A 19,250-nucleotide genomic window follows, 5' to 3' on the forward strand; every position below is an offset into this window, starting at 1 on the left:
GTTTCCGTTAACCTCTGAGCTGATCCACCAGGGCGCGATAATCCGCAACCAGAGTGGCCTGTAATACTTCTTTTGGATATTCGTCCGTGATAACCGCTTCACCCATCCGGCGCAACAGCACCAGACGCAGGCGACCGTCGATGACTTTCTTGTCGATCGCCATGTGTTCGAGGAAATTGTCTTCCGTCATGTCCTGCGGTGGCACGACCGGCAGCCCGGCACGCTGAAACAGGCGAATGCCGCGATCCCGCTCCTGCGTGCTGATCCAGCCCAGGCGCGAGGACATTTCCAGCGCCATGACCGTACCGGCAGCAACCGCCTCGCCATGCAGCCAGACACCATAGCCCATATGCGTCTCGATGGCGTGCCCGAATGTGTGGCCCAGGTTCAATGTCGCACGAACACCGGACTCGCGCTCATCGGCGCCGACCACCAGCGCCTTGGCGGCGCAGGAACGTTCGATGGCTACAGTCAGCGCCGCCTGGTCCAGGCCGCGCAGCGCATCGACGTGCTCTTCGAGCCAGGTCAGAAAGGGCTCGTCGCAGATCAGACCATATTTGATGACTTCGGCCAGCCCGGCGGACAGCTCACGCTCGGGCAGGGTATTGAGCGAGGCGGTATCGATCAGCACTACACTCGGCTGATAGAAGGCACCTACCATGTTCTTGCCCAGCGGATGATTGATACCGGTCTTGCCGCCGACCGACGAATCCACCTGAGACAGCAGCGTGGTCGGGATCTGGATGAAGTTCACGCCGCGCTGATAACAGGCGGCGGCGAACCCGGCCATGTCGCCGATCACCCCGCCCCCGAGGGCGATAACCGTGGTGCGACGATCATGACGAGCGGTCAGCAGGCCATCGAAAATGGTCTGCAGGGTTTCCCAGTTCTTGAACGCCTCGCCATCGGGCAGAACAATCGGCAGAACGTTGTAACCGGCCAGGGTTTGCGTCAGACGCTCCAAGTACAGCGGTGCCACTGTCGTGTTGGAGACGATAGCCACCTGTCGCCCGACGATATGCGGGGTCAGGAGCTCTGGCTGATCCAGCAGGCCTTCGCCAATATGGATCGGGTAGCTACGCTCACCAAGCTCGACCTTAAGTGTCTGCATGTATCCCCACATTGATTACCGGTTGGACGGTTTGTGCTTCAGCAGGTCAGGACGCAAGGCCATGAACCGACGCTGTTTTGCTGGTCGACGAGAATAGCGCATTTTCGCCTGCGCTTTAACGGGGAGGAAGCTCTGCCAGTCGCGCCAGTATCTCGAGAACCACCATTCGGGGCGGCCGCTCATCGGTTTCAATCACTATATCGGCGATTTCCCGATAAAACGGGTCGCGGATGGCCAGCAGTTCGCTCAGCACCCGGGCAGGATCGGCGGTACGCAGCAAAGGACGATTGCGGTCACGCGCGGTGCGCCCCACCTGCTGCTCGATCGAGGCATGCAGATAAACCACGCGCCCGCCGGCCCGCAGCGCCTGGCGATTTTCGCTGCGCATGACCGCGCCTCCGCCGGTCGCCAGAACCACACCATCGGCGTCGCACAGTTCGGCAATCATGGCCTGCTCGCGATCACGAAAACCCGGTTCGCCTTCCTTGTCGAAGATCCAGGGAATGTTGGCGCCCGTACGCAGCTCGATTTCCTTGTCGGAATCCTTGAACGGCAGTCGCAATTCTTTGGCAAGCAAACGGCCGATGGTGCTCTTGCCAGCACCCATCGGCCCCACAAGTATTAAATTTCGCACAAAATCAACGACTCACAGAAATCGCCTGGTTGTTCATGATACGCGGAGTCAGAAATACCAACAGCTCGGATTTGGACTCGGATACCACATCGCGCCTGAAAAGCCGGCCAAGATACGGTACATCGCCAAGAAATGGCACTTTATCGACAACTTTACTTTGCGTATTCGAGAACACACCACCGATGACGATGGTTTCGCCGTCGGAAATCAGCACCTTGGCGTTGACCTCGTTCTTCTTGATGGGCGGTACGCCCAGTACCGCATTCAGGTAGTCCGGCTCGTCCTTGGTGACCTTCACTTCCATGATGATGCGATTGTCGGGCGTGATCTGCGGCGTCACTTCAAGCGACAGGGAAGCCTCCTTGAAACTCACCGTCGTCGCACCGCTGGAGCTGGATTCCTGATACGGGATCTCCGTACCCTTGAGGATCTTGGCGGTTTCCTTGTCGGAAGTGACCACCTTGGGCTGGGAGACGATTTCACCGTTACCGGTTTTCTCCATGGCACTCAGCTCAAGATCCAGCAGCGTGTTGTTGGTCACGAAGCCGAGACCGATGCCGGTCGTCGCATCCGCGGCACCCAGATCGACGAAGGGAATGTTCGGCCCCAGGCTGTTGCCGGTGTTGCCGGCCTCGTCGCCCCTGTTGTCCAGGCCTCCCGCGCTCCAGTTACTGGTTCCCGAGATGTTGGTTCTACCGCCCCAGCGAACCCCCAGCTGCTTGTTGTAATCGACGTTGGCCTCGACGATGCGTGCCTCGATCATCACCTGGCGTACCGGGATGTCCAGTTGCGAAACGATACGACGCAGTTCGTCGAGTCGCTCCTGGGTCTGGTAGGCAATGATGTTATTGGTCCGGTCGTCCACCGTGATCGAGCCGCGCTCGTCGGCCTTGGATTCGGCACTGGTCACGGACTGGAACAGCTTGGCGATGTCGGCGGCCTTGGCGTAATTGACCTGCAGCAGCTCGCGGCGCAAGGGCGCCAGCTCGGCGATCTGCTTGAGCGATTCCAGCTCCTGACGTTCGCGGGCAGCAATTTCATCGGCGGGCGCGACCAGCAGAACGTTGCCGACCTTGCGCTTGTCCAGCCCCTTGGTTTTCAGCACCAGATCCAGCGCCTGATCCCACGGCACATTCTGCAGACGCAGCGTGATACCGCCCTGGACCGTATCGCTGGCCACCAGATTGAGGTTGGTGAAGTCGGCAATCAGTTGCAGCACCGAACGCACATCGATGTCCTGGAAGTTCAACGACAGCTTTTCACCGGTATACACCGGCTTGTCGGCAGCGCGGCGGTCCAGGTCCTCGTTGGTCAATGGACGCACGCTGATGGTCAGCTTGTTTTCGGTCTGGAACGCCGAGTAATCGAAGGCGCCCGACGGCTCGATCAGAATGCTGGCCTTGTCACCCGACGCCGAAGCACTGACGAACTGCACCGGCGTGGCGAAGTCCTTGACGTCCAGCCGGACGCGCAGCGGTTCGGGCAACTGAGTCTTGGCGAAGTCCACGCGAATCTTGCCGCCCTGCTCCTGGATATCCGGGGCAATGCTGGGGTTGCTCAGGTCGATGACCACATTGCCCTCACCCAGCTCGCCACGCTGGAAGTCGACGTTCCTGATGGCCTTGACGCCTGCAGGGATAAACGGCTTGGCGGATGCTGGCGTGGGCGGCGGTACCGCGACCCGTTGCGCGCCCATTGCAGTGGTCGGCTGGGAGGCTTGCGCAGCGGCGGCACCCTGGCCGATGACCACGAACAGGTTGTTGCCATCGACGCGGGAGCTGTAAGGCGAAAGCGTGGTCAGGTTGATGATCACCCGAGTGCGGTCCTGAGCTTGTACCACGACGACACTGTGCGCATTGCCACTGCCCAGGTCTCGGCTTTTGGTCGCCAGTTGGCTGGTAACACCCGGCAGGTCCAGCGCAATGCGCGCCGGTTGCGCCGTGGTGTAGCCCCGCGGCGCAGGCACCGGGGCGTCGAATGCCAGTTTCAGCTCGATGCGGTCACCCGGCAGGGCGGCGACATCCAGGGTCTTGAGGTTGGCAGCCTGGAGAACCGGCGACAGCATCGCGATGCATAACGACACGCCGATAATCGAGAGAATCCGGGTCATGATCAATTTCCGTTGAGCGCTACTGTGCATACTTGGCCTTGCCCACTTCATGAGCGTTCTTTGAGGGCGATCGTGCGCGGCCTTTCCAGCCACGCCCCCTCTCCATCAGGAACAATTTCGATGACATCAACCTGCGCATCGCCGATCGACACTACCCGGCCGTTGTTACGCCCCAGATAATCGCCAACCTTGACGCGATGAACACCTCCGGCACCGCGCAGCAGGGCAAATGTGCCTGACTCGTTGCCAATCGTGCCGACCATCTCGAACGACTCGATATTGAAGCCTTCGAGGAACTGCCTGACCCGGTGTTCGTCCGGTGCCACCAGCCGTGAACCCTTCTGGCGGTTGAGCAGGTCGATCTTGACCGGCGGCTGAAAAGGACTGCGCAGCGTGGAGGCGTTGTAGGTGAACGCCTCATACGGCCGAAACTTGGGGAGCGGCTCGATGTTGCCACTCGGGCGGGCTCTGGCCTGATCCATGAATTCAGAAAGATCGGCAAAATCATTGTCATTACCGCAACCGGCCAGCCCTGCCAGAACCACACTGACGCACAGCAATCGCGCCGCCCTCATTTCTTCAGCCCTTCATCGTTGTAGCGGTAGGTCTTGGCCAGAATGCTCATGCGCAACTTGGTCGGCACCTTGGGATCGACCGGCTTGATCTCGAAATCATGCAACGTGACGATGCGCGGCAGGCTGGCCACGCCGCTGACGAAGGTCGCCAGATCGTGATAACTGCCGACCACGGTGATCTGTATCGGCAGCTCGATGTAGAACTGCTGGACCGCCTCGGGCAACAGCTTGATTTCCTCGAACTCGAGCCCGCTCCCCAGCCCGGTACGGGTGATGTCCTCAAGCAGGCCGGGCACTTCGGTGTCGCTGGGCAACTGCCGCAGCAGGGCACCGAAGGTGTTTTCCATTTCTTCCATCTGTTTCTTGTACGGCTCGAGGTTGGCCGCCTGGAAGGCCTTGTTGGAGAACTGCTCCTTGAGCGTCACCTCGCTGTTCTGCGCGCTTTCCAGCTGGGTTTCCAGGTCCTGGATAAAGAAGAAATAGCCCAGTGCGAAAATCAGTACCGCAACCAGTACCCCGGCAATGGCCTTGACCGCTGCTGGCCATGAGCCGAGGTTGTTCAGGTCCAGCTCGCTCAGATCGACCTTGCGCAGCCCTTCAAGCCATTCGGACATATTCATGGCTTGGCTCCTGCGGCAGCGGCAACCGGTGGCTGGGTCTGGCGTACGGTCAGTTGAAAGACGTTGGCCTGATCCACAGCACCGGCCGTGGTGGCCTTGACCTCGGTAAGGCTTGGCGCTTCGAGCCAGTCAGAGGCTTCAAGATTGCGCATCAGGTCGGAAACCCGGTTGTTCGACTCGGCAGCACCATTGATCGCAATCAGCTTGTCGGTCATTTTGACCTGCGAGTAATAGACGCCGTCCGGCAGGGTGCGCGCCAGTTGATCGAAGACGCGCCCGGTGATCGGCCGGTTGCCCTGCAGGTCCTGAATGATCTTCATGCGCTCAAGCAGTTGCTTGCGACGGGCCTTGAGATCGCTGATTTCCTTGATGCGGATATCGAGCTGGGCAATCTGCGTCTGCAGAAACGCATTGCGCGCCATCTGATGCTCTATGGCGTTGCTGACGTAACGATCGATCAGAAACAGAATGCCGACTGACACCACCAGCACGCCGACCAGTACGGTCAGGAAGCGTTTCTTTCGTTCTTCGCGAAGCTCTTCGCGCCACGGTAATAAGTTGATCCGTGCCATCAGTCGAAGCTCCTCAACGCCAGGCCACAGGCGATCATCAGCGCCGGCGCATCACTGGCCAGGGCGCCGGCGTTGACCTTGGAGCTCAGGGCCATATCGGCAAACGGGTTGGCGACCATGGTCGGAGTGCCGATGCGGCGCTGGATCAGATGCTCCAGCCCTGAAATCGAAGCCGTGCCGCCTGCCAGCATGATGTGATCCACGGAGTTGTATTGACCGGCTGCAAAGAAGAACTGCAGCGATCGGGAAACCTGCTGCACCAGCGCTTCCTTGAAGGGATCGAGCACCTCGCTGACGTAGTCGTCAGGCAAGCCGCCCTGCTTCTTTGCAAGCCCGGCTTCCTCCATGGAAAGCCCGTAGCGACGCTGGATTTCGTCAGTCAGCTGGCGCCCGCCAAACAGCTGCTCGCGGGTGTAAATGATCCGGCCATGATGCAGCACACTGAGGGTGGTCATGGTGGCGCCGATATCGACCACGGCCACCGTCAGCTCGTCATGACCGTTGCCCAGTTGCGCGGCCAGCAGCCCGAACGAACGCTCCAGGGCGTAGGCCTCGACATCGACGACCCGCGCGGTCAGCCCGGCCAATGCCAGCGCGGCCTCGCGCACCTCGACGTTCTCCTTGCGGCAGGCCGCCAGCAACACCTCGACGCGCTCGGGATTGCGCACCGAGTAGCCCTGCACTTCGAAATCGATGGCAACTTCTTCCAGCGGATAGGGGATGTACTGGTCAGCTTCAAGCTTGAGCTGGTTTTCCATGTCGTCGTCGGAAAGACCGGCGTCCATCTCGATGGTCTTGGTGATCACCGCCGAACCGGCCACGGCAACCGCCACGATCTTGACGCTGGTCTTGGCCTTGACGAGTACGCGTGACAACGCCTGACCGACCCCTTCGAGTTCGGCAATATTCTTTTCGACGACAGCGTTGGCCGGCAATGGCTCAACTGCGTAAGACTCGACCTTGTAACGGGTGCCGGAACGACTCAATTCCAGGAGTTTTACCGAGGTGGAGCTAATATCGATCCCTAGAAGGGTGTTGGCCTTCTTACTGAAGAGTTCGAACACAACCTGATTCCTATGAGTTTCCGTCACTTACGGAGTTATTTCGGGCCAACGTCACGGTCGACAGCCTTGACAGTAGCGCAAATCACGCTTGGGGACGAAAAATGCTTATAATGCCCAGCGTTTTTTTCATTTAATAAAGCTTCAAGGCATGTTCATTTGTAAATGCCTGCGCTTAACCCATTATTTTTTCTGGAAATCCAAAAGCCTTGATACGCCTGCTGAAGTTTTTCTGGTGGTCCCTCGTCGCGGTATTCTGCTCGCTGTTGCTTGGCCTGAGCGGCGCGTTTCTTTACCTGAGCCCGACCCTGCCCTCCGTTGACGCGCTGCGAAGCATTCAACTGCAAATCCCCCTGCGCGTGTTCACCAGCGACGGCAAGCTGATTGCCGAGTTCGGTGAAATGCGTCGCACGCCGATTCGCTTCGCGGAAATCCCGCCCAATTTCATCAACGCACTGCTGTCTGCCGAAGACGACAACTTCGCCAACCACTATGGCGTCGACCCTGGCAGCCTGATGCGCGCCGCCACTCAGTTGGTCAAGAGCGGCCATATTCAGTCAGGCGGCAGTACCATCACCATGCAGGTCGCGAAAAACTTCTTCCTGACCAGCGAGCGCAGCTTTTCGCGCAAAACCACCGAGATTCTGTTGGCCTTGCAAATCGAGCGCCAACTCACCAAGGACGAGATTCTCGAGCTGTACGTAAACAAGATTTATCTGGGTAACCGCGCCTACGGAATCGAGGCGGCGGCGCAAGTCTACTACGGCAAATCGATTCGCGATGTAAGCCTTGCGCAAATGGCCATGATTGCCGGTCTGCCCAAGGCACCTTCACGTTTCAACCCACTGGCCAACCCGACCCGTGCCAAGGAACGTCGCGACTGGATCCTCGGCCGTATGTATCGCCTGGGCAAGATCGACCAGACGGCTTATCAGGCAGCCCTGAACGAGCCGCTCAACGCCAGCTATCACGTGCCGACGCCGGAAGTGAATGCGCCGTACATCGCTGAAATGGCACGCGCAGAAATGGTCGGCCGTTATGGCAGCGAGGCCTATACAGAAGGCTTCCGCGTCACCACGACGGTGCCGAGCGACCTTCAGGAACACGCCAACAAGTCCATCCAGCAGGGTTTGATCGATTACGATCAGCGCCACGGCTATCGTGGTCCGGAAAGCCGCTTCCCGGGCATGACCCGCGCCAACTGGGTACAGGAACTGACCAAACAGCGCACGATCAACGGCCTTGAGCCCGGCATCGTGACCCAGGTCGACAAGACCGGTCTGCGCGTTCTGACTCGCAACGGCGAGAAGGAAGAGACCGTCGACTGGGCCACCATGAAGTGGGCTCGCCCTTATCTGAATACCAACAGCCTGGGCGCCAATCCGAAGCAGCCAGGTGATGTTGCAAAGGTCGGCGACCTCGTTCGTCTGCTGCGCCAGGACGATGGCTCGCTGAAATTCAGTCAAATTCCCGTCGCGCAGAGCGCACTTGTCTCGCTTGATCCGCAGAACGGTGCCATCCGCGCGCTGGTCGGCGGCTTTGCGTTCGAGCAGAGCAACTACAACCGCGCCATGCAGGCCAAACGTCAACCGGGCTCCAGCTTCAAGCCATTCATCTACAGCGCCGCGCTGGATAACGGTTACACCGCTTCGAGCCTGGTGAACGACGCGCCTATCGTGTTCGTCGATGAATACCTGGACAAGGTATGGCGTCCGAAAAATGACACCAACACATTCCTCGGGCCGATCCGCCTGCGCGAGGCGCTGTACAAGTCTCGTAACCTGGTATCGATCCGCCTGCTCCAGGCCCTCGGCATCGACAGCACCATCGATTACATCACCCGCTTCGGCTTCTCCAAGCAGGACTTGCCGCGCAACCTGTCGCTGGCACTGGGTACGGCGACACTGACCCCGATGGAAATCGCCACCGGCTGGGCGACCTTCGCCAACGGCGGTTACAAGGTCAGTCCTTATCTGATCCAGACCATCGAGAACCGCGACGGCCAGACGCTGTTTGTCGCCAACCCGCCAAGCGTTCCGGCCAACGACGTCAACACCGCGCCCAACACGTCGACCTTTGCGGTACATGACAGCCCGAGCGTCGTCACCGGCGCGCCAGGGGCACCCGCTCAGCCTCAGGCGCCCGCAGTGGCTGAGCGCGTGGTCGATGCGCGCACCACTTACATTCTCAACAGCATGCTGCAGGACGTGATCAAGCGCGGCACCGGGCGTCGTGCACTGTCCATGAACAGACCGGACATCGCCGGCAAGACCGGTACCACCAACGATTCCAAGGATGCCTGGTTCTCCGGGTATAACGCAGACTACGTGACGACGGTGTGGAGTGGTTTCGATCAGCCTGAAAGCCTTGGCCGTCACGAATTTGGTGGGACGGTCTCGCTGCCGATCTGGATGGACTACATGAGCGCCGCGCTCAAGGACAAACCGCCCCATCAGCAGGCCGAACCACCTGGCATTCTCAGCCTGCGCGTCGACCCGTTGAGTGGCCGCGCGGCTACGCCAAGCACGCCGAACGCATTCTTCGAGCTGTTCAAAAGCGAAGACACACCGCCAAGCGTCAACGAACTGGGCGGCAGCAGCGCACCGGGCAGTCCGCTGCCAGCGGATGAGTCAGCGCCGATCGATCTGTTCTGATAGCACTGCGCAGGTATGTGACGCGGAGCGTCACGAAAGGCATCCCCACGCTGGAGCGTGAGGAACGATAGTCGTCAGTCAGATCACCATCGTGCCCATGCTCCGCGTGGGTATGCCGTTCTGGACGCTCCGCGTCCTATCCCGAGCAGGTGCAGCGTTATCCGTAGTCATAAAAAAACCCCTGCATCGCTGCAGGGGTTTTTTATTGGGTCAGGGATCAACCCTTGAACACGTCATCCACGCTGGTCAGCGGGTAGTGCTTCGGATACGGCAGGGTAGCAACGCCGCTTTCGATGGCAGCCTTGGCCACTGCATCGGCGATCAGGCCCAGCAGGCGGGTGTCCATTGGTTTCGGGATGATGTACTCACGGCCGAATTCCAGTTTGATGCCGCCGTAGGCGTCGCTGACTTCCTGTGGCACAGGCAGCTTGGCCAGTTCGCGCAGGGCATTGGCCGCGGCGATTTTCATTTCTTCGTTGATACGCTTTGCGCGAACGTCCAGGGCCCCACGGAAGATGAACGGGAAGCCCAGCACGTTGTTGACCTGGTTCGGGTAGTCCGAGCGGCCGGTGGCCATGATCACATCGCTGCGGGTGGCGTGAGCCAGTTCCGGGGAGATTTCCGGATCAGGGTTCGAGCAGGCGAACACGATCGGGTCCTTGGCCATCAGCTTGAGGTTTTCAGCGCTCAGCAGGTTAGGACCGGACAGGCCGACGAATACGTCAGCGCCATCCAGTGCGTCGGTCAGCGAGCGCTTCTCGGTAGCGTGAGCGAATGCCGCCTTGTACTGGTTCAAGTCGGCACGGCCGGAGTGGACAACGCCAGTACGGTCGACCATGAAGATGTTTTCGATCTTCGCGCCCATGCTCACCAGCAGCTTCATGCACGAGATGGCCGCAGCGCCAGCGCCCAGGCAGACGATCTTCGCCGAATCGAGGGTCTTGCCGACGATTTCCAGTGCGTTGATCATGCCGGCCGCCGTCACGATAGCGGTGCCGTGCTGGTCATCGTGGAAAACCGGGATGTCGCACTGTTCGATCAGTGCCTTCTCGATTTCAAAGCACTCAGGCGCCTTGATGTCTTCCAGGTTGATGCCACCGAAGGTGATGGAGATACGCTTGACGGTGTCGATGAACGCTTGAGGACTTTCGGAATCGACTTCGATATCGAAAACGTCGATACCGGCGAAGCGCTTGAACAGAACGCCTTTACCTTCCATGACCGGCTTGGAAGCCAATGGACCCAGATCGCCGAGGCCGAGAATCGCGGTGCCATCGGAAATAACTGCTACCAGGTTGCCTTTGCCGGTGTACTTGTAAGCCAGCTCGGGGTCACGGGCAATTTCACGCACGGGTTCAGCAACGCCAGGGCTGTAGGCCAGAGCCAGGTCACGAGCGGTTGCGGTCGGCTTGGTGAGTTCGACGCTCAGCTTCCCCGGACGAGGATTGGCATGGTATTCGAGCGCGGCAGTTTTCAGATCTGACATGTATTGGATTCCGCTTTTTTTACTGTGGGACAGACGGACCGCCGAGGATACGCAAGATGCATAGTCCTAACAAGACTGACCAGTCACTGCTGTCAATAGGCTCGGGCTTAGACTTTACGCTTAGAGGCCTGAAACGTGAACACTCGGTCACGCTCGTCAGATCACCGGTTTGAAGGCCGCTTCTAGGCTCTGTACGAAAAGTCGGCGAGCGAAGGTCAGGCGAGGCAAAAACAGGCGAGGAACGGCCGGGGTCGCGTTCGACTCTACGTGTTGTAAATGAGCATTCCGATTGGACTCGCATCCGAGCCTGTTTTTAACGAAGCATCACCGAGCGCAGCCACTTTTCGTACAGAGCCTAACGGCGTGAAAGGTCCAGCATTGCGGGATGGGTCAATGGCAGCAGCCAGCGGGACTGCCCCGCTTTCAGACCTCCGCGCCGGGAGCGATCGACTACCCAGCCACGCGCTTCGACCTGCTGCCCTTCGAGGCGCTGGAGCAGCGCCGTATCGAATGCACTCAGGTGGGCAGGCGCGATACGCAGGACCAGCGAGCCCTGCAACTCGATCCAGATGCCGCCGCGATTGCGCTGCACACGCCTGACCTGACCGGACACAATCGCGAACCCGCTTTTGCTCAGCCGGGTCGAGGACTGTACCGGCGAATTGCGCCACACACCCAGCCGCGCCTGACGTGCCTGACGCTCCGCGCCCTGCTGGCAAGCGACCAGCTTGACATTGGGCGCAACCGCTACCAGATAGCCCAGCCCTTCGCTGAGCAACTGCGCCTCGAGGTTTGCGCCTTTGCGGTCATAGACGTTGGCCAGCGTGCGGCCGTAATGATCCTTGCCCTGCTGACCGACACGCAGGCGAACCTTGCCACCGCTTTCATTGACCAGCGCCTGCAAGCGCTTTTTGGCAGCCTCGGCAAAGGGTTCGGCAGACCGGCCTTTATTGCCGGTTTCAGGCGTATTGAGCCCGATCATGCGCACACTGCGGCCATCGGCCAGCCTCAAGGTGTCGCCGTCGACCACACGCTGCACCTGGGCGACCGGCAATGAGGCAGGTGCCGGGCAGAAGGCCTGCGCGCCGGACACCCAAATCGCGGGCATAAAAAAGACGCCCACAAGGAGCGCCTTTTCAAGCAGCCTGGAGATGCCCATAAGGCAGCCAGTCTTACTTCGCTTTGGTAGCGCCGAACGCACCGAAACGGGATTTGAACTTGTCGACACGGCCGCCAACGTCAAGCGTCTTCTGCTTGCCGGTGTAGAACGGGTGGCACTCGTTGCACACGTCCAGGCTCAGAGGAGCGGCCAGGGTGGAACGGGTCTTGATGACATTGCCGCAGCTGCAGGTAGCGTCAATGGCTTCGTAAACTGGATGGATATCAGCTTTCATCGGTACTTCCTCGGTCTAACGCGCCGCCACTCAACACTATTGTTGAATACCGCACGGAAATAGGCTGCGGATAGTACCAGACAATCGCAACGACGCAAGCGAACCTTCACACCGGTCGTCTGCTAAGATCGCGCCTCCGTCATCACTTATCACCACAGGGAAACACCGCGTGCCCGACGCCATCCTGCGCCTTGCCCTGCCCTCACCGCTTCGCCGCCTGTTCGACTACCGCGCCCCTGCGGGCGTGACGCGCAGCGCCTTGCAGCCGGGCATGCGTCTGCGAGTGCCGTTCGGACGTCGGGAAATGATCGGCATTCTGGTGGAAGTGGTCGATCACAGCGAAGTGCCCGCCGACAAGCTCAAGCCGGCTATCGCCCTGCTCGACAGCGAAGCGCCGCTGCCAGCCGCGCTGTTCAAGCTGTGCCTGTGGACATCGCAGTACTACCAGCACAGCCTCGGGGACACACTGAGCTGGGCCCTGCCGGTGCTGCTGCGTCAGGGCGAACTGGCCGAAAGTCGCCAGGAACGCTTCTGGCACGTAGCCCCGGGCGCCAGCGTCGATGATCCGCGCATCGCCCGCGCGCCCAAGCAGCGCGAAGCCCTGACCACCCTTGCCCAACACCCGCACGGGGTGGCGCATCAACTGCTCAGCAAGCTGATGCTGAACAAGGACAGTCTCAACCTGTTGCTGGCCAAGGAGCTGGTGTACGTCGAGGTCCGCAGCCATGCGCCCAGCGCACGCCATGAACACTGGCTGGCCCAGCCTGAATTGCCGCTCAACACCGAACAACGCGCCGCTTACGAAGCGATCCGCGCCGGGTTCGACAGCTTTCATGCGTTTCTGCTGGCCGGCGTGACGGGCAGCGGCAAGACCGAAGTCTATCTGCAGCTGATCCGCGAAACCCTCGAAGCCGGCAAGCAGGCGCTGGTACTGATCCCGGAAATCAACCTCGGCCCGCAGACTCTGGCGCGCTTCGAGCAACGCTTCAATGCGCGCATTGCGCTGGTCCACTCGGCGGTCAACGACCGCGAACGGCTGGATGCCTGGCTGGCGGCTCGCGATGGCGAGGCGGACATCATCATCGGCACGCGTTCGGCGCTGTTCACGCCGATGAAAAACCCCGGCCTGATCATCATCGACGAAGAACACGACGGCTCCTATAAACAGCAGGAAGGTCTGCGCTATCACGCCCGCGATCTGGCGCTGGTGCGGGCGCGCCAGGAAAACATTCCGATTGTCCTTGGCTCGGCCACGCCGTCCCTGGAAAGCCTGCACAACGCCTACACCGGCCGCTACGGCCTGCTGCGCCTGAATCAGCGCGCGGGCGGCGCACAGCAGCCGCGCTTCATGCGCCTGGACGTCAAGAGCCGACCGCTGGACAGCGGCATCTCCGGCCCCATGCAGCAGGCCATCGGCCAGACACTCGCGGCAGGCCAGCAGGTCTTGGTATTTCTCAACCGGCGCGGCTTTGCGCCAACCCTGCTGTGCCACGACTGCGGCTGGATGTCCGGCTGCCAGCGCTGCGATGCACGCATGACCGTGCACCAGCGCTCGGGCGAGCTGCGCTGCCATCACTGCGGGTATGTCGAGCGTGTACCGCGTCAGTGCCCGTCGTGCGGCAAGGTGGATTTGCGCCCGGTAGGCGCGGGCACCGAGCGCGCCGAAGAGCGCCTGGCGATTCTGTTTCCGGACTATCCCGTGCTGCGCGTCGACCGCGACAGCACGTCGCGCAAGGACGCCATGAACCAGCTGTTCACGACGATCCAGCGCGGCCAGCCGTGCATTCTGGTCGGCACGCAAATGCTCGCCAAAGGGCATCACTTTCCCCGGGTCACGCTGGTATCGATTCTGGACGCCGACGGCGGGCTGTTTTCCGGCGACTTCCGCGCCAGCGAGCGCATGGCACAACTGATCGTGCAGGTGGCAGGCCGTGCCGGGCGCGCCGAAGAGCCTGGCAAGGTGATCATCCAGACCCACTTGGCCGACCATCCACTGCTGATCCAGCTGACCGAGCAGGGTTATTTCGCCTTTGCCGAACAGGCCTTGAGCGAGCGCCGTTCCGCGGGTCTGCCACCGTTTTCACACCTCGCACTGCTGCGCGCTGAAGCACACAAACCGGGACAGGCCGAGGCCTTTCTCGATCAGGCCTGCAGCGATGCGGAGCAACTGGTTACGCAAATGGCGCTGGGCGGCATCGAGCTGCTGGGCCCGGTTCCGGCGCCGATGGAACGCCGCGCAGGGCGTTATCGTGCGCAACTGCTGGTGCAGTCCAGCGCACGCGCGCCCTTGCATAAATTGCTTGCCACCTGGCTGCTCGCGCTGGAGCAAATGCCCAGCGGTCGACAGGTCAGATGGTCGCTGGATGTGGATCCTGTGGATCTTTATTAAGTCACGCCGTTGGCAAGCAGGCTTGAGCAACGGATAATGCGGAGTTTTTCCACCCGCGCATCGAAGCGCCACCGCGCTTGCGGTCGAAGAGAGCACCATGAAAGACACGATTCGCCAGCTGATTCAACAAGCCCTGACCCGTCTCGTCACCGAGGGCGTCTTGCCAGAAGGGCTGACGCCGGCGATTCAGGTGGAAAACGCCCGCGACAAGACGCACGGCGACTTCGCCAGCAATATCGCGATGATGCTCGCCAAGCCTGCCGGCATGAAACCACGCGATCTGGCTGAAAAGCTGATCGCCGCGCTGCCGGCCGACGAGCAGGTCAGCAAGGTCGAAATTGCCGGGCCGGGCTTCCTGAACTTCTTCCAGAATACTGCCGCGCTGGCCGCGCGCCTCGACGCTGCACTGGCCGACGCGCACCTGTCAGTCCGCAAGGCGGGCGCTGCACAGCGCGTGGTCGTCGATCTGTCGGCACCGAATCTGGCCAAGGAAATGCACGTTGGCCATTTGCGCTCGACCATCATTGGCGACGGCGTGGCGAACGTCCTGACGTTTCTCGGCGACACGGTCATTCGTCAGAACCACGTGGGCGACTGGGGCACCCAGTTCGGCATGCTGCTGGCCTATCTGCAGGAAAAGCCGGCGACCAGCGACGAGCTGTCCGACCTGGAAAACTTCTACCGCGCCGCCAAGCAGCGCTTTGACGAATCCGAAGAGTTCGCCGAGCGCGCCCGTGGCCTGGTGGTCAAGCTGCAGGCCGGCGATGCCGAGTGCCTGGCGCTGTGGACGCGCTTCAAGGACATCTCGCTGTCGCACTGCCAGGAAACCTACGAGCGCCTCAACGTCAAGCTGACCCCGGCCGATGTGATGGGCGAAAGTGCCTATAACGATGACCTGGCCAATGTGGTCAACGACCTGAAAGCCGCGGGCCTGCTGGTCGAGAGCAATGGCGCGCAATGCGTGTTCCTCGAAGAATTCCGCACCGCCGATGACACGCCGTTGCCGGTCATCGTGCAGAAGGCCGGTGGCGGTTATCTGTATGCCACCACCGATCTGGCCGCGATCCGCTATCGCAGCAAGGTGCTCAAGGCCGACCGCGTGCTGTATTTCGTCGACCAGCGTCAGGCCCTGCACTTCCAGCAGGTGTTCGAAGTGGCTCGCCGCGCCGGTTTCGTGCATGACGGCATGCAGCTGGAGCACATGGGTTTTGGCACCATGAACGGCGCCGATGGCCGCCCGTTCAAGACCCGCGATGGCGGCACGGTCAAGCTCATAGACCTGCTCGATGAAGCCGAAGAGCGCGCCTACACGCTGGTCAAGGAAAAGAACCCGGAAGTGGCCGAAGCGGAATTGCGCAGCATTGCCAAGGCCGTGGGCATCAGTGCGGTGAAATACGCCGACCTGTCCAAGCACCGCGCCAGCGATTACAGCTTCAACTTCGATCAGATGCTCAGTTTCGAAGGCAACACCGCGCCCTATCTGCTGTACGCCTACACCCGTGTGGCAGGCGTGTTCCGCAAGCTGGGCACACCTTTCGACGCCAGCAAGGGGCAGATCGTCCTCGAGGCGCCGCAGGAGCAGGAACTGGCCGCACGCTTGGCGCAGTTCACCGAAACACTGAACAACGTCGCAGAAAAAGGCACACCGCACGTACTTTGTGCTTACCTGTATGACCTTGCGGGTCTGTTTTCGAGCTTTTACGAAAACTGCCCGATCCTTGGTGCGGAAAACCCCGATCAGCAACAGAGCCGTCTGCGTCTGGCTGCACTGACCGGCCGCACCCTCAAGCAAGGCCTGGACCTGTTGGGTCTGGAAACTCTGGAGCGTATGTAAGTTGGCAGTTGCGAAGAAGAAACCGGCACCCAAGCGGGGCGCCAGCCGTTATCAGGCACCCGCGAAGAAGCCGATTCCAGGATGGTTATGGCTGGCGATTGGCTTGACCGTGGGCGCATTCGTGGTCTTTTTGATGAAGCTCGAACCCGGTGGCGAAGACGTCAAACGGGTCAAGGCAGACGCCAAGGCTGCAAAGATCGCCGAAGCGAACAAGACACCGCCGAGCCCTACGGCGCCGGTCAAACCCAAGTACGACTTCTATACATTGCTGCCGGAATCGGAAGTGATCGTGCCGAACGAAGCCGTGCCGGAGAAGACCCCGCCGCCCGTGGCACCGACAGCACCGGTCTCGCCGGAACAGGCAGCCAAGATCGACACGGCACGTGCCCAGGCGGCCCTCAGCGGTCTGACGCCACCACCGGCGCCGCCGGTTGCGACGACCAAGCCGGCCGCGGTGACGACGTTCTTCCTGCAGGCGGGCTCGTTCCGCAAACAGGCTGACGCCGAGAAAGTCCGTGCGCAAATCATCCTGCTGGGCCAGACCTCTACCGTCGAGTCGGGCACCGTCAAGGATGAAACCTGGTATCGCGTACTGGTCGGCCCGTTCAGCAACCGCGAACAACTGACCACGGCCCAAAAACAACTGGCAAGCGGCGGCTTTAGTAACCTGTTGTTGCAACAGCGTCAGAGCCGGTAATACGTACCCCTTGAGACGACCTCGTGCCCATGCTCCGTGCTGGCACGAGGGTCATCTCGACCCCGCTCTTCACCCCCAAGGTTGAAATACTCACCCACACCCCCATATGAGTTTGCATCAGGGCATTTTCGCCCCGCAGTGTGGAGACTCTCCCTTGACCACCATCGTTTCAGTGCGCCGCCACGGTAAAGTCGTCATGGCTGGCGACGGCCAGGTTTCTCTGGGCAACACCGTCATGAAAGGCAACGCCAAGAAGGTACGCCGCCTGTATCACGGTGAAGTGATCGCCGGATTCGCTGGCGCCACCGCCGATGCATTCACGCTGTTCGAACGTTTCGAGGCCCAACTGGAAAAACACCAGGGGCATCTGGTTCGTGCAGCTGTCGAACTGGCCAAGGACTGGCGCACCGACCGCTCGCTTAGCCGTCTGGAAGCAATGCTGGCCGTCGCCAACAAGGACGCCTCGCTGATCATCACCGGCAACGGTGACGTGGTCGAGCCCGAGGACGGCCTGATCGCCATGGGCTCCGGCGGCGCATTCGCCCAGGCCGCAGCCCGCGCCCTGCTGCTCAAGACCGACCTGTCGGCCCGCGAAATTGCCGAGACTTCCCTGCATATCGCCGGCGACATTTGCGTGTTCACCAACCACAACATCACCATTGAGGAGCAGGACCTCGCCGGCTAAGCCGCTGCCGGGCCGCACAGCCTGCGGCCCCAGCGACTTGCCCGCAACAGAGGACCGTGAATAACCATGTCAATGACTCCCCGCGAAATCGTCCATGAACTCAACCGCCATATCATCGGCCAGGACGATGCCAAGCGCGCCGTGGCCATTGCCCTGCGCAATCGCTGGCGCCGCATGCAGTTGCCTGAAGAACTGCGTGTCGAAGTAACCCCCAAGAACATTCTGATGATCGGCCCGACCGGTGTCGGCAAGACCGAAATCGCCCGTCGCCTGGCCAAGCTCGCCAACGCACCGTTCATCAAGGTCGAAGCCACCAAATTCACCGAGGTGGGTTATGTGGGCCGCGATGTAGAGTCGATCATCCGCGATCTGGCCGATGCCGCGATCAAGCTGCTGCGCGAACAGGAAATCGTCAAGGTGCGTCACCGCGCCGAAGATGCTGCCGAAGAGCGCATCCTCGACGCCCTGCTGCCACCTGCCCGGGTGGGCTTCAACGAAGACCCGGCGCAGAGCAGCGATTCCAACACCCGTCAGCTGTTCCGCAAGCGCCTGCGCGAAGGCCAGCTGGATGACAAGGAAATCGAGATCGAGATCAACGAAGCGGTTGGTGTCGATATCTCCGCGCCGCCCGGCATGGAGGAAATGACCAATCAGCTGCAGAGCCTGTTTGCCAACATGGGCAAGGGCAAGACCAAGAGCCGCAAGCTCAAGGTCAAGGAAGCACTCAAACTGGTGCGCGAAGAAGAAGCTGGCCGTCTGGTCAACGAAGAAGAGCTGAAAGCCAAGGCGCTGGAAGCGGTCGAGCAACACGGCATCGTGTTCATCGACGAAATCGACAAGGTTGCCAAGCGCGGTAATTCGGGCGGTGTCGACGTGTCACGCGAAGGCGTGCAACGCGATTTGCTGCCGCTGATCGAAGGTTGCACCGTGAACACCAAACTGGGCATGGTCAAGACCGACCACATCCTGTTTATCGCGTCGGGTGCGTTCCATTTGAGCAAACCGAGTGATCTGGTCCCCGAGCTGCAAGGCCGTCTGCCGATCCGCGTTGAACTCAAGGCGCTGTCGCCACAGGACTTCGAACGCATCCTCAGCGAGCCGCATGCGTCGCTGACCGAACAGTACCGTGAGCTGCTCAAGACCGAAGGCCTGAAGATCGAGTTCAAGCCTGAAGGTATCAAGCGTCTGGCCGAGATTGCCTGGCAGGTCAACGAGAAGACCGAGAACATCGGTGCCCGCCGCCTGCATACGCTGCTTGAGCGCCTGCTCGAGGAAGTCTCGTTCAGCGCCGGTGACCTGGCCATCAGCCCTGACGCAGCGCCGATCGAGATCGACGCGGAATACGTCAACAGCCACCTCGGTGATCTGGCGGAAAACGAAGACCTGTCGCGCTATATTCTCTAAGCCACAAGCGGTTGGCATTTCAGG

At 60.7% G+C, this 19,250-nt stretch carries 16 protein-coding genes; 6 read left to right on the forward strand and 10 right to left on the reverse strand.

Annotation, left to right across the window (positions count from 1 at the left end; all coding sequences use genetic code 11):
- Positions 1 to 7: 7 nt before the first annotated feature.
- The 7 genes from aroB to JOE33_RS12065 all read right to left on the reverse strand — a co-directional run bounded on the left by aroB (position 8) and on the right by JOE33_RS12065 (position 6,686).
- Positions 8 to 1,111, reverse strand: coding sequence for a 3-dehydroquinate synthase (aroB, locus tag JOE33_RS12035; protein ID WP_010438776.1), 1,104 nt, complete (start codon positions 1,109 to 1,111; stop codon positions 8 to 10).
- A gap of 115 nt (positions 1,112 to 1,226) precedes the next feature.
- On the reverse strand, positions 1,227 to 1,745 hold the full coding sequence (gene aroK / locus JOE33_RS12040) for a shikimate kinase AroK (RefSeq protein WP_024684306.1): 519 nt from the start codon (positions 1,743 to 1,745) through the stop codon (positions 1,227 to 1,229).
- 4 nt (positions 1,746 to 1,749) lie between these two features.
- Positions 1,750 to 3,855 carry a type IV pilus secretin PilQ gene (gene pilQ / locus JOE33_RS12045; protein ID WP_010438770.1) on the reverse strand — a complete coding sequence of 702 codons (2,106 nt, stop codon included), beginning with the start codon at positions 3,853 to 3,855 and terminating at the stop codon, positions 1,750 to 1,752.
- 47 nt (positions 3,856 to 3,902) lie between these two features.
- Positions 3,903 to 4,430, reverse strand: a complete 528-nt coding sequence (pilP, locus tag JOE33_RS12050) for a type 4a pilus biogenesis lipoprotein PilP (RefSeq protein ID WP_003350151.1) — start codon at positions 4,428 to 4,430, stop codon at positions 3,903 to 3,905.
- Positions 4,427 to 5,050, reverse strand: coding sequence for a type 4a pilus biogenesis protein PilO (gene pilO, locus JOE33_RS12055; RefSeq protein WP_010438765.1), 624 nt, complete (start codon positions 5,048 to 5,050; stop codon positions 4,427 to 4,429). The genes pilP and pilO overlap by 4 nt, the downstream gene beginning before the upstream one ends.
- On the reverse strand, positions 5,047 to 5,622 hold the full coding sequence (locus JOE33_RS12060) for a PilN domain-containing protein (protein ID WP_096140169.1): 576 nt from the start codon (positions 5,620 to 5,622) through the stop codon (positions 5,047 to 5,049). Before JOE33_RS12060 ends, pilO begins: the two co-directional genes overlap by 4 nt.
- On the reverse strand, positions 5,622 to 6,686 hold the full coding sequence (locus tag JOE33_RS12065; protein ID WP_003414236.1) for a type IV pilus assembly protein PilM: 1,065 nt from the start codon (positions 6,684 to 6,686) through the stop codon (positions 5,622 to 5,624). The genes JOE33_RS12060 and JOE33_RS12065 overlap by 1 nt, the downstream gene beginning before the upstream one ends.
- Positions 6,687 to 6,892: 206 nt before the next feature.
- Here JOE33_RS12065 and JOE33_RS12070 point away from each other — a divergent pair, with 206 nt between their 5' ends.
- The gene (locus JOE33_RS12070) at positions 6,893 to 9,337 is read left to right on the forward strand and encodes a penicillin-binding protein 1A (RefSeq protein WP_010438754.1); all 2,445 of its coding nucleotides are present in this window, start codon (positions 6,893 to 6,895) and stop codon (positions 9,335 to 9,337) included.
- Positions 9,338 to 9,554: 217 nt separating this feature from the next.
- On the opposite strand, the gene JOE33_RS12075 is transcribed toward JOE33_RS12070, so the two are convergent.
- The 3 genes from JOE33_RS12075 to rpmE form a co-directional block, all read right to left on the reverse strand.
- Entirely contained in the window at positions 9,555 to 10,823 is a 1,269-nt protein-coding gene (locus tag JOE33_RS12075; protein ID WP_010438752.1) for a malic enzyme-like NAD(P)-binding protein, read from the reverse strand.
- A 355-nt stretch (positions 10,824 to 11,178) separates the two neighbouring features.
- On the reverse strand, positions 11,179 to 11,982 hold the full coding sequence (locus JOE33_RS12080; RefSeq protein ID WP_054992534.1) for a thermonuclease family protein: 804 nt from the start codon (positions 11,980 to 11,982) through the stop codon (positions 11,179 to 11,181).
- 13 nt (positions 11,983 to 11,995) lie between these two features.
- Complete coding sequence (rpmE, locus tag JOE33_RS12085) at positions 11,996 to 12,217, reverse strand: 50S ribosomal protein L31 (RefSeq protein ID WP_002551648.1); 222 nt, start codon at positions 12,215 to 12,217, stop codon at positions 11,996 to 11,998.
- Between the two features lie 169 nt (positions 12,218 to 12,386).
- Here rpmE and JOE33_RS12090 point away from each other — a divergent pair, with 169 nt between their 5' ends.
- From JOE33_RS12090 to hslU, 5 genes are all read left to right on the forward strand, one after another.
- The gene (locus JOE33_RS12090; RefSeq protein WP_054992533.1) at positions 12,387 to 14,606 is read left to right on the forward strand and encodes a primosomal protein N'; all 2,220 of its coding nucleotides are present in this window, start codon (positions 12,387 to 12,389) and stop codon (positions 14,604 to 14,606) included.
- A gap of 97 nt (positions 14,607 to 14,703) precedes the next feature.
- Positions 14,704 to 16,440, forward strand: a complete 1,737-nt coding sequence (gene argS, locus JOE33_RS12095; protein ID WP_054992532.1) for an arginine--tRNA ligase — start codon at positions 14,704 to 14,706, stop codon at positions 16,438 to 16,440.
- A gap of 1 nt (position 16,441) precedes the next feature.
- Positions 16,442 to 17,137: an SPOR domain-containing protein gene (locus JOE33_RS12100; RefSeq protein WP_002551645.1), complete on the forward strand. Its 696-nt coding sequence runs from the start codon at positions 16,442 to 16,444 to the stop codon at positions 17,135 to 17,137.
- 154 nt (positions 17,138 to 17,291) lie between these two features.
- Positions 17,292 to 17,822 carry an ATP-dependent protease subunit HslV gene (gene hslV, locus JOE33_RS12105; RefSeq protein WP_003392345.1) on the forward strand — a complete coding sequence of 177 codons (531 nt, stop codon included), beginning with the start codon at positions 17,292 to 17,294 and terminating at the stop codon, positions 17,820 to 17,822.
- 66 nt (positions 17,823 to 17,888) lie between these two features.
- Entirely contained in the window at positions 17,889 to 19,226 is a 1,338-nt protein-coding gene (gene hslU, locus JOE33_RS12110) for an ATP-dependent protease ATPase subunit HslU (RefSeq protein WP_003316641.1), read from the forward strand.
- Positions 19,227 to 19,250 lie beyond the last annotated feature (24 nt).

The organism is Pseudomonas sp. PvP027 (genome assembly GCF_017833005.1).
Taxonomy (GTDB): Bacteria; Pseudomonadota; Gammaproteobacteria; order Pseudomonadales; family Pseudomonadaceae; genus Aquipseudomonas; species Aquipseudomonas congelans.

Bases quoted from the DNA above. Each gene is read 5' to 3' on its own strand.
- hslU (WP_003316641.1), top strand. From the start codon at position 17,889: ATGTCAATGACTCCCCGCGAAATCGTCCATGAACTCAACCGCCATATC.
- JOE33_RS12060 (WP_096140169.1), bottom strand. From the start codon at position 5,622: ATGGCACGGATCAACTTATTACCGTGGCGCGAAGAGCTTCGCGAAGAA.
- JOE33_RS12080 (WP_054992534.1), bottom strand. From the start codon at position 11,982: ATGGGCATCTCCAGGCTGCTTGAAAAGGCGCTCCTTGTGGGCGTCTTT.
- pilQ (WP_010438770.1), bottom strand. From the start codon at position 3,855: ATGACCCGGATTCTCTCGATTATCGGCGTGTCGTTATGCATCGCGATG.
- pilO (WP_010438765.1), bottom strand. From the start codon at position 5,050: ATGAATATGTCCGAATGGCTTGAAGGGCTGCGCAAGGTCGATCTGAGC.
- aroB (WP_010438776.1), bottom strand. From the start codon at position 1,111: ATGCAGACACTTAAGGTCGAGCTTGGTGAGCGTAGCTACCCGATCCAT.
- JOE33_RS12075 (WP_010438752.1), bottom strand. From the start codon at position 10,823: ATGTCAGATCTGAAAACTGCCGCGCTCGAATACCATGCCAATCCTCGT.
- argS (WP_054992532.1), top strand. From the start codon at position 14,704: ATGAAAGACACGATTCGCCAGCTGATTCAACAAGCCCTGACCCGTCTC.
- rpmE (WP_002551648.1), bottom strand. From the start codon at position 12,217: ATGAAAGCTGATATCCATCCAGTTTACGAAGCCATTGACGCTACCTGC.
- pilP (WP_003350151.1), bottom strand. From the start codon at position 4,430: ATGAGGGCGGCGCGATTGCTGTGCGTCAGTGTGGTTCTGGCAGGGCTG.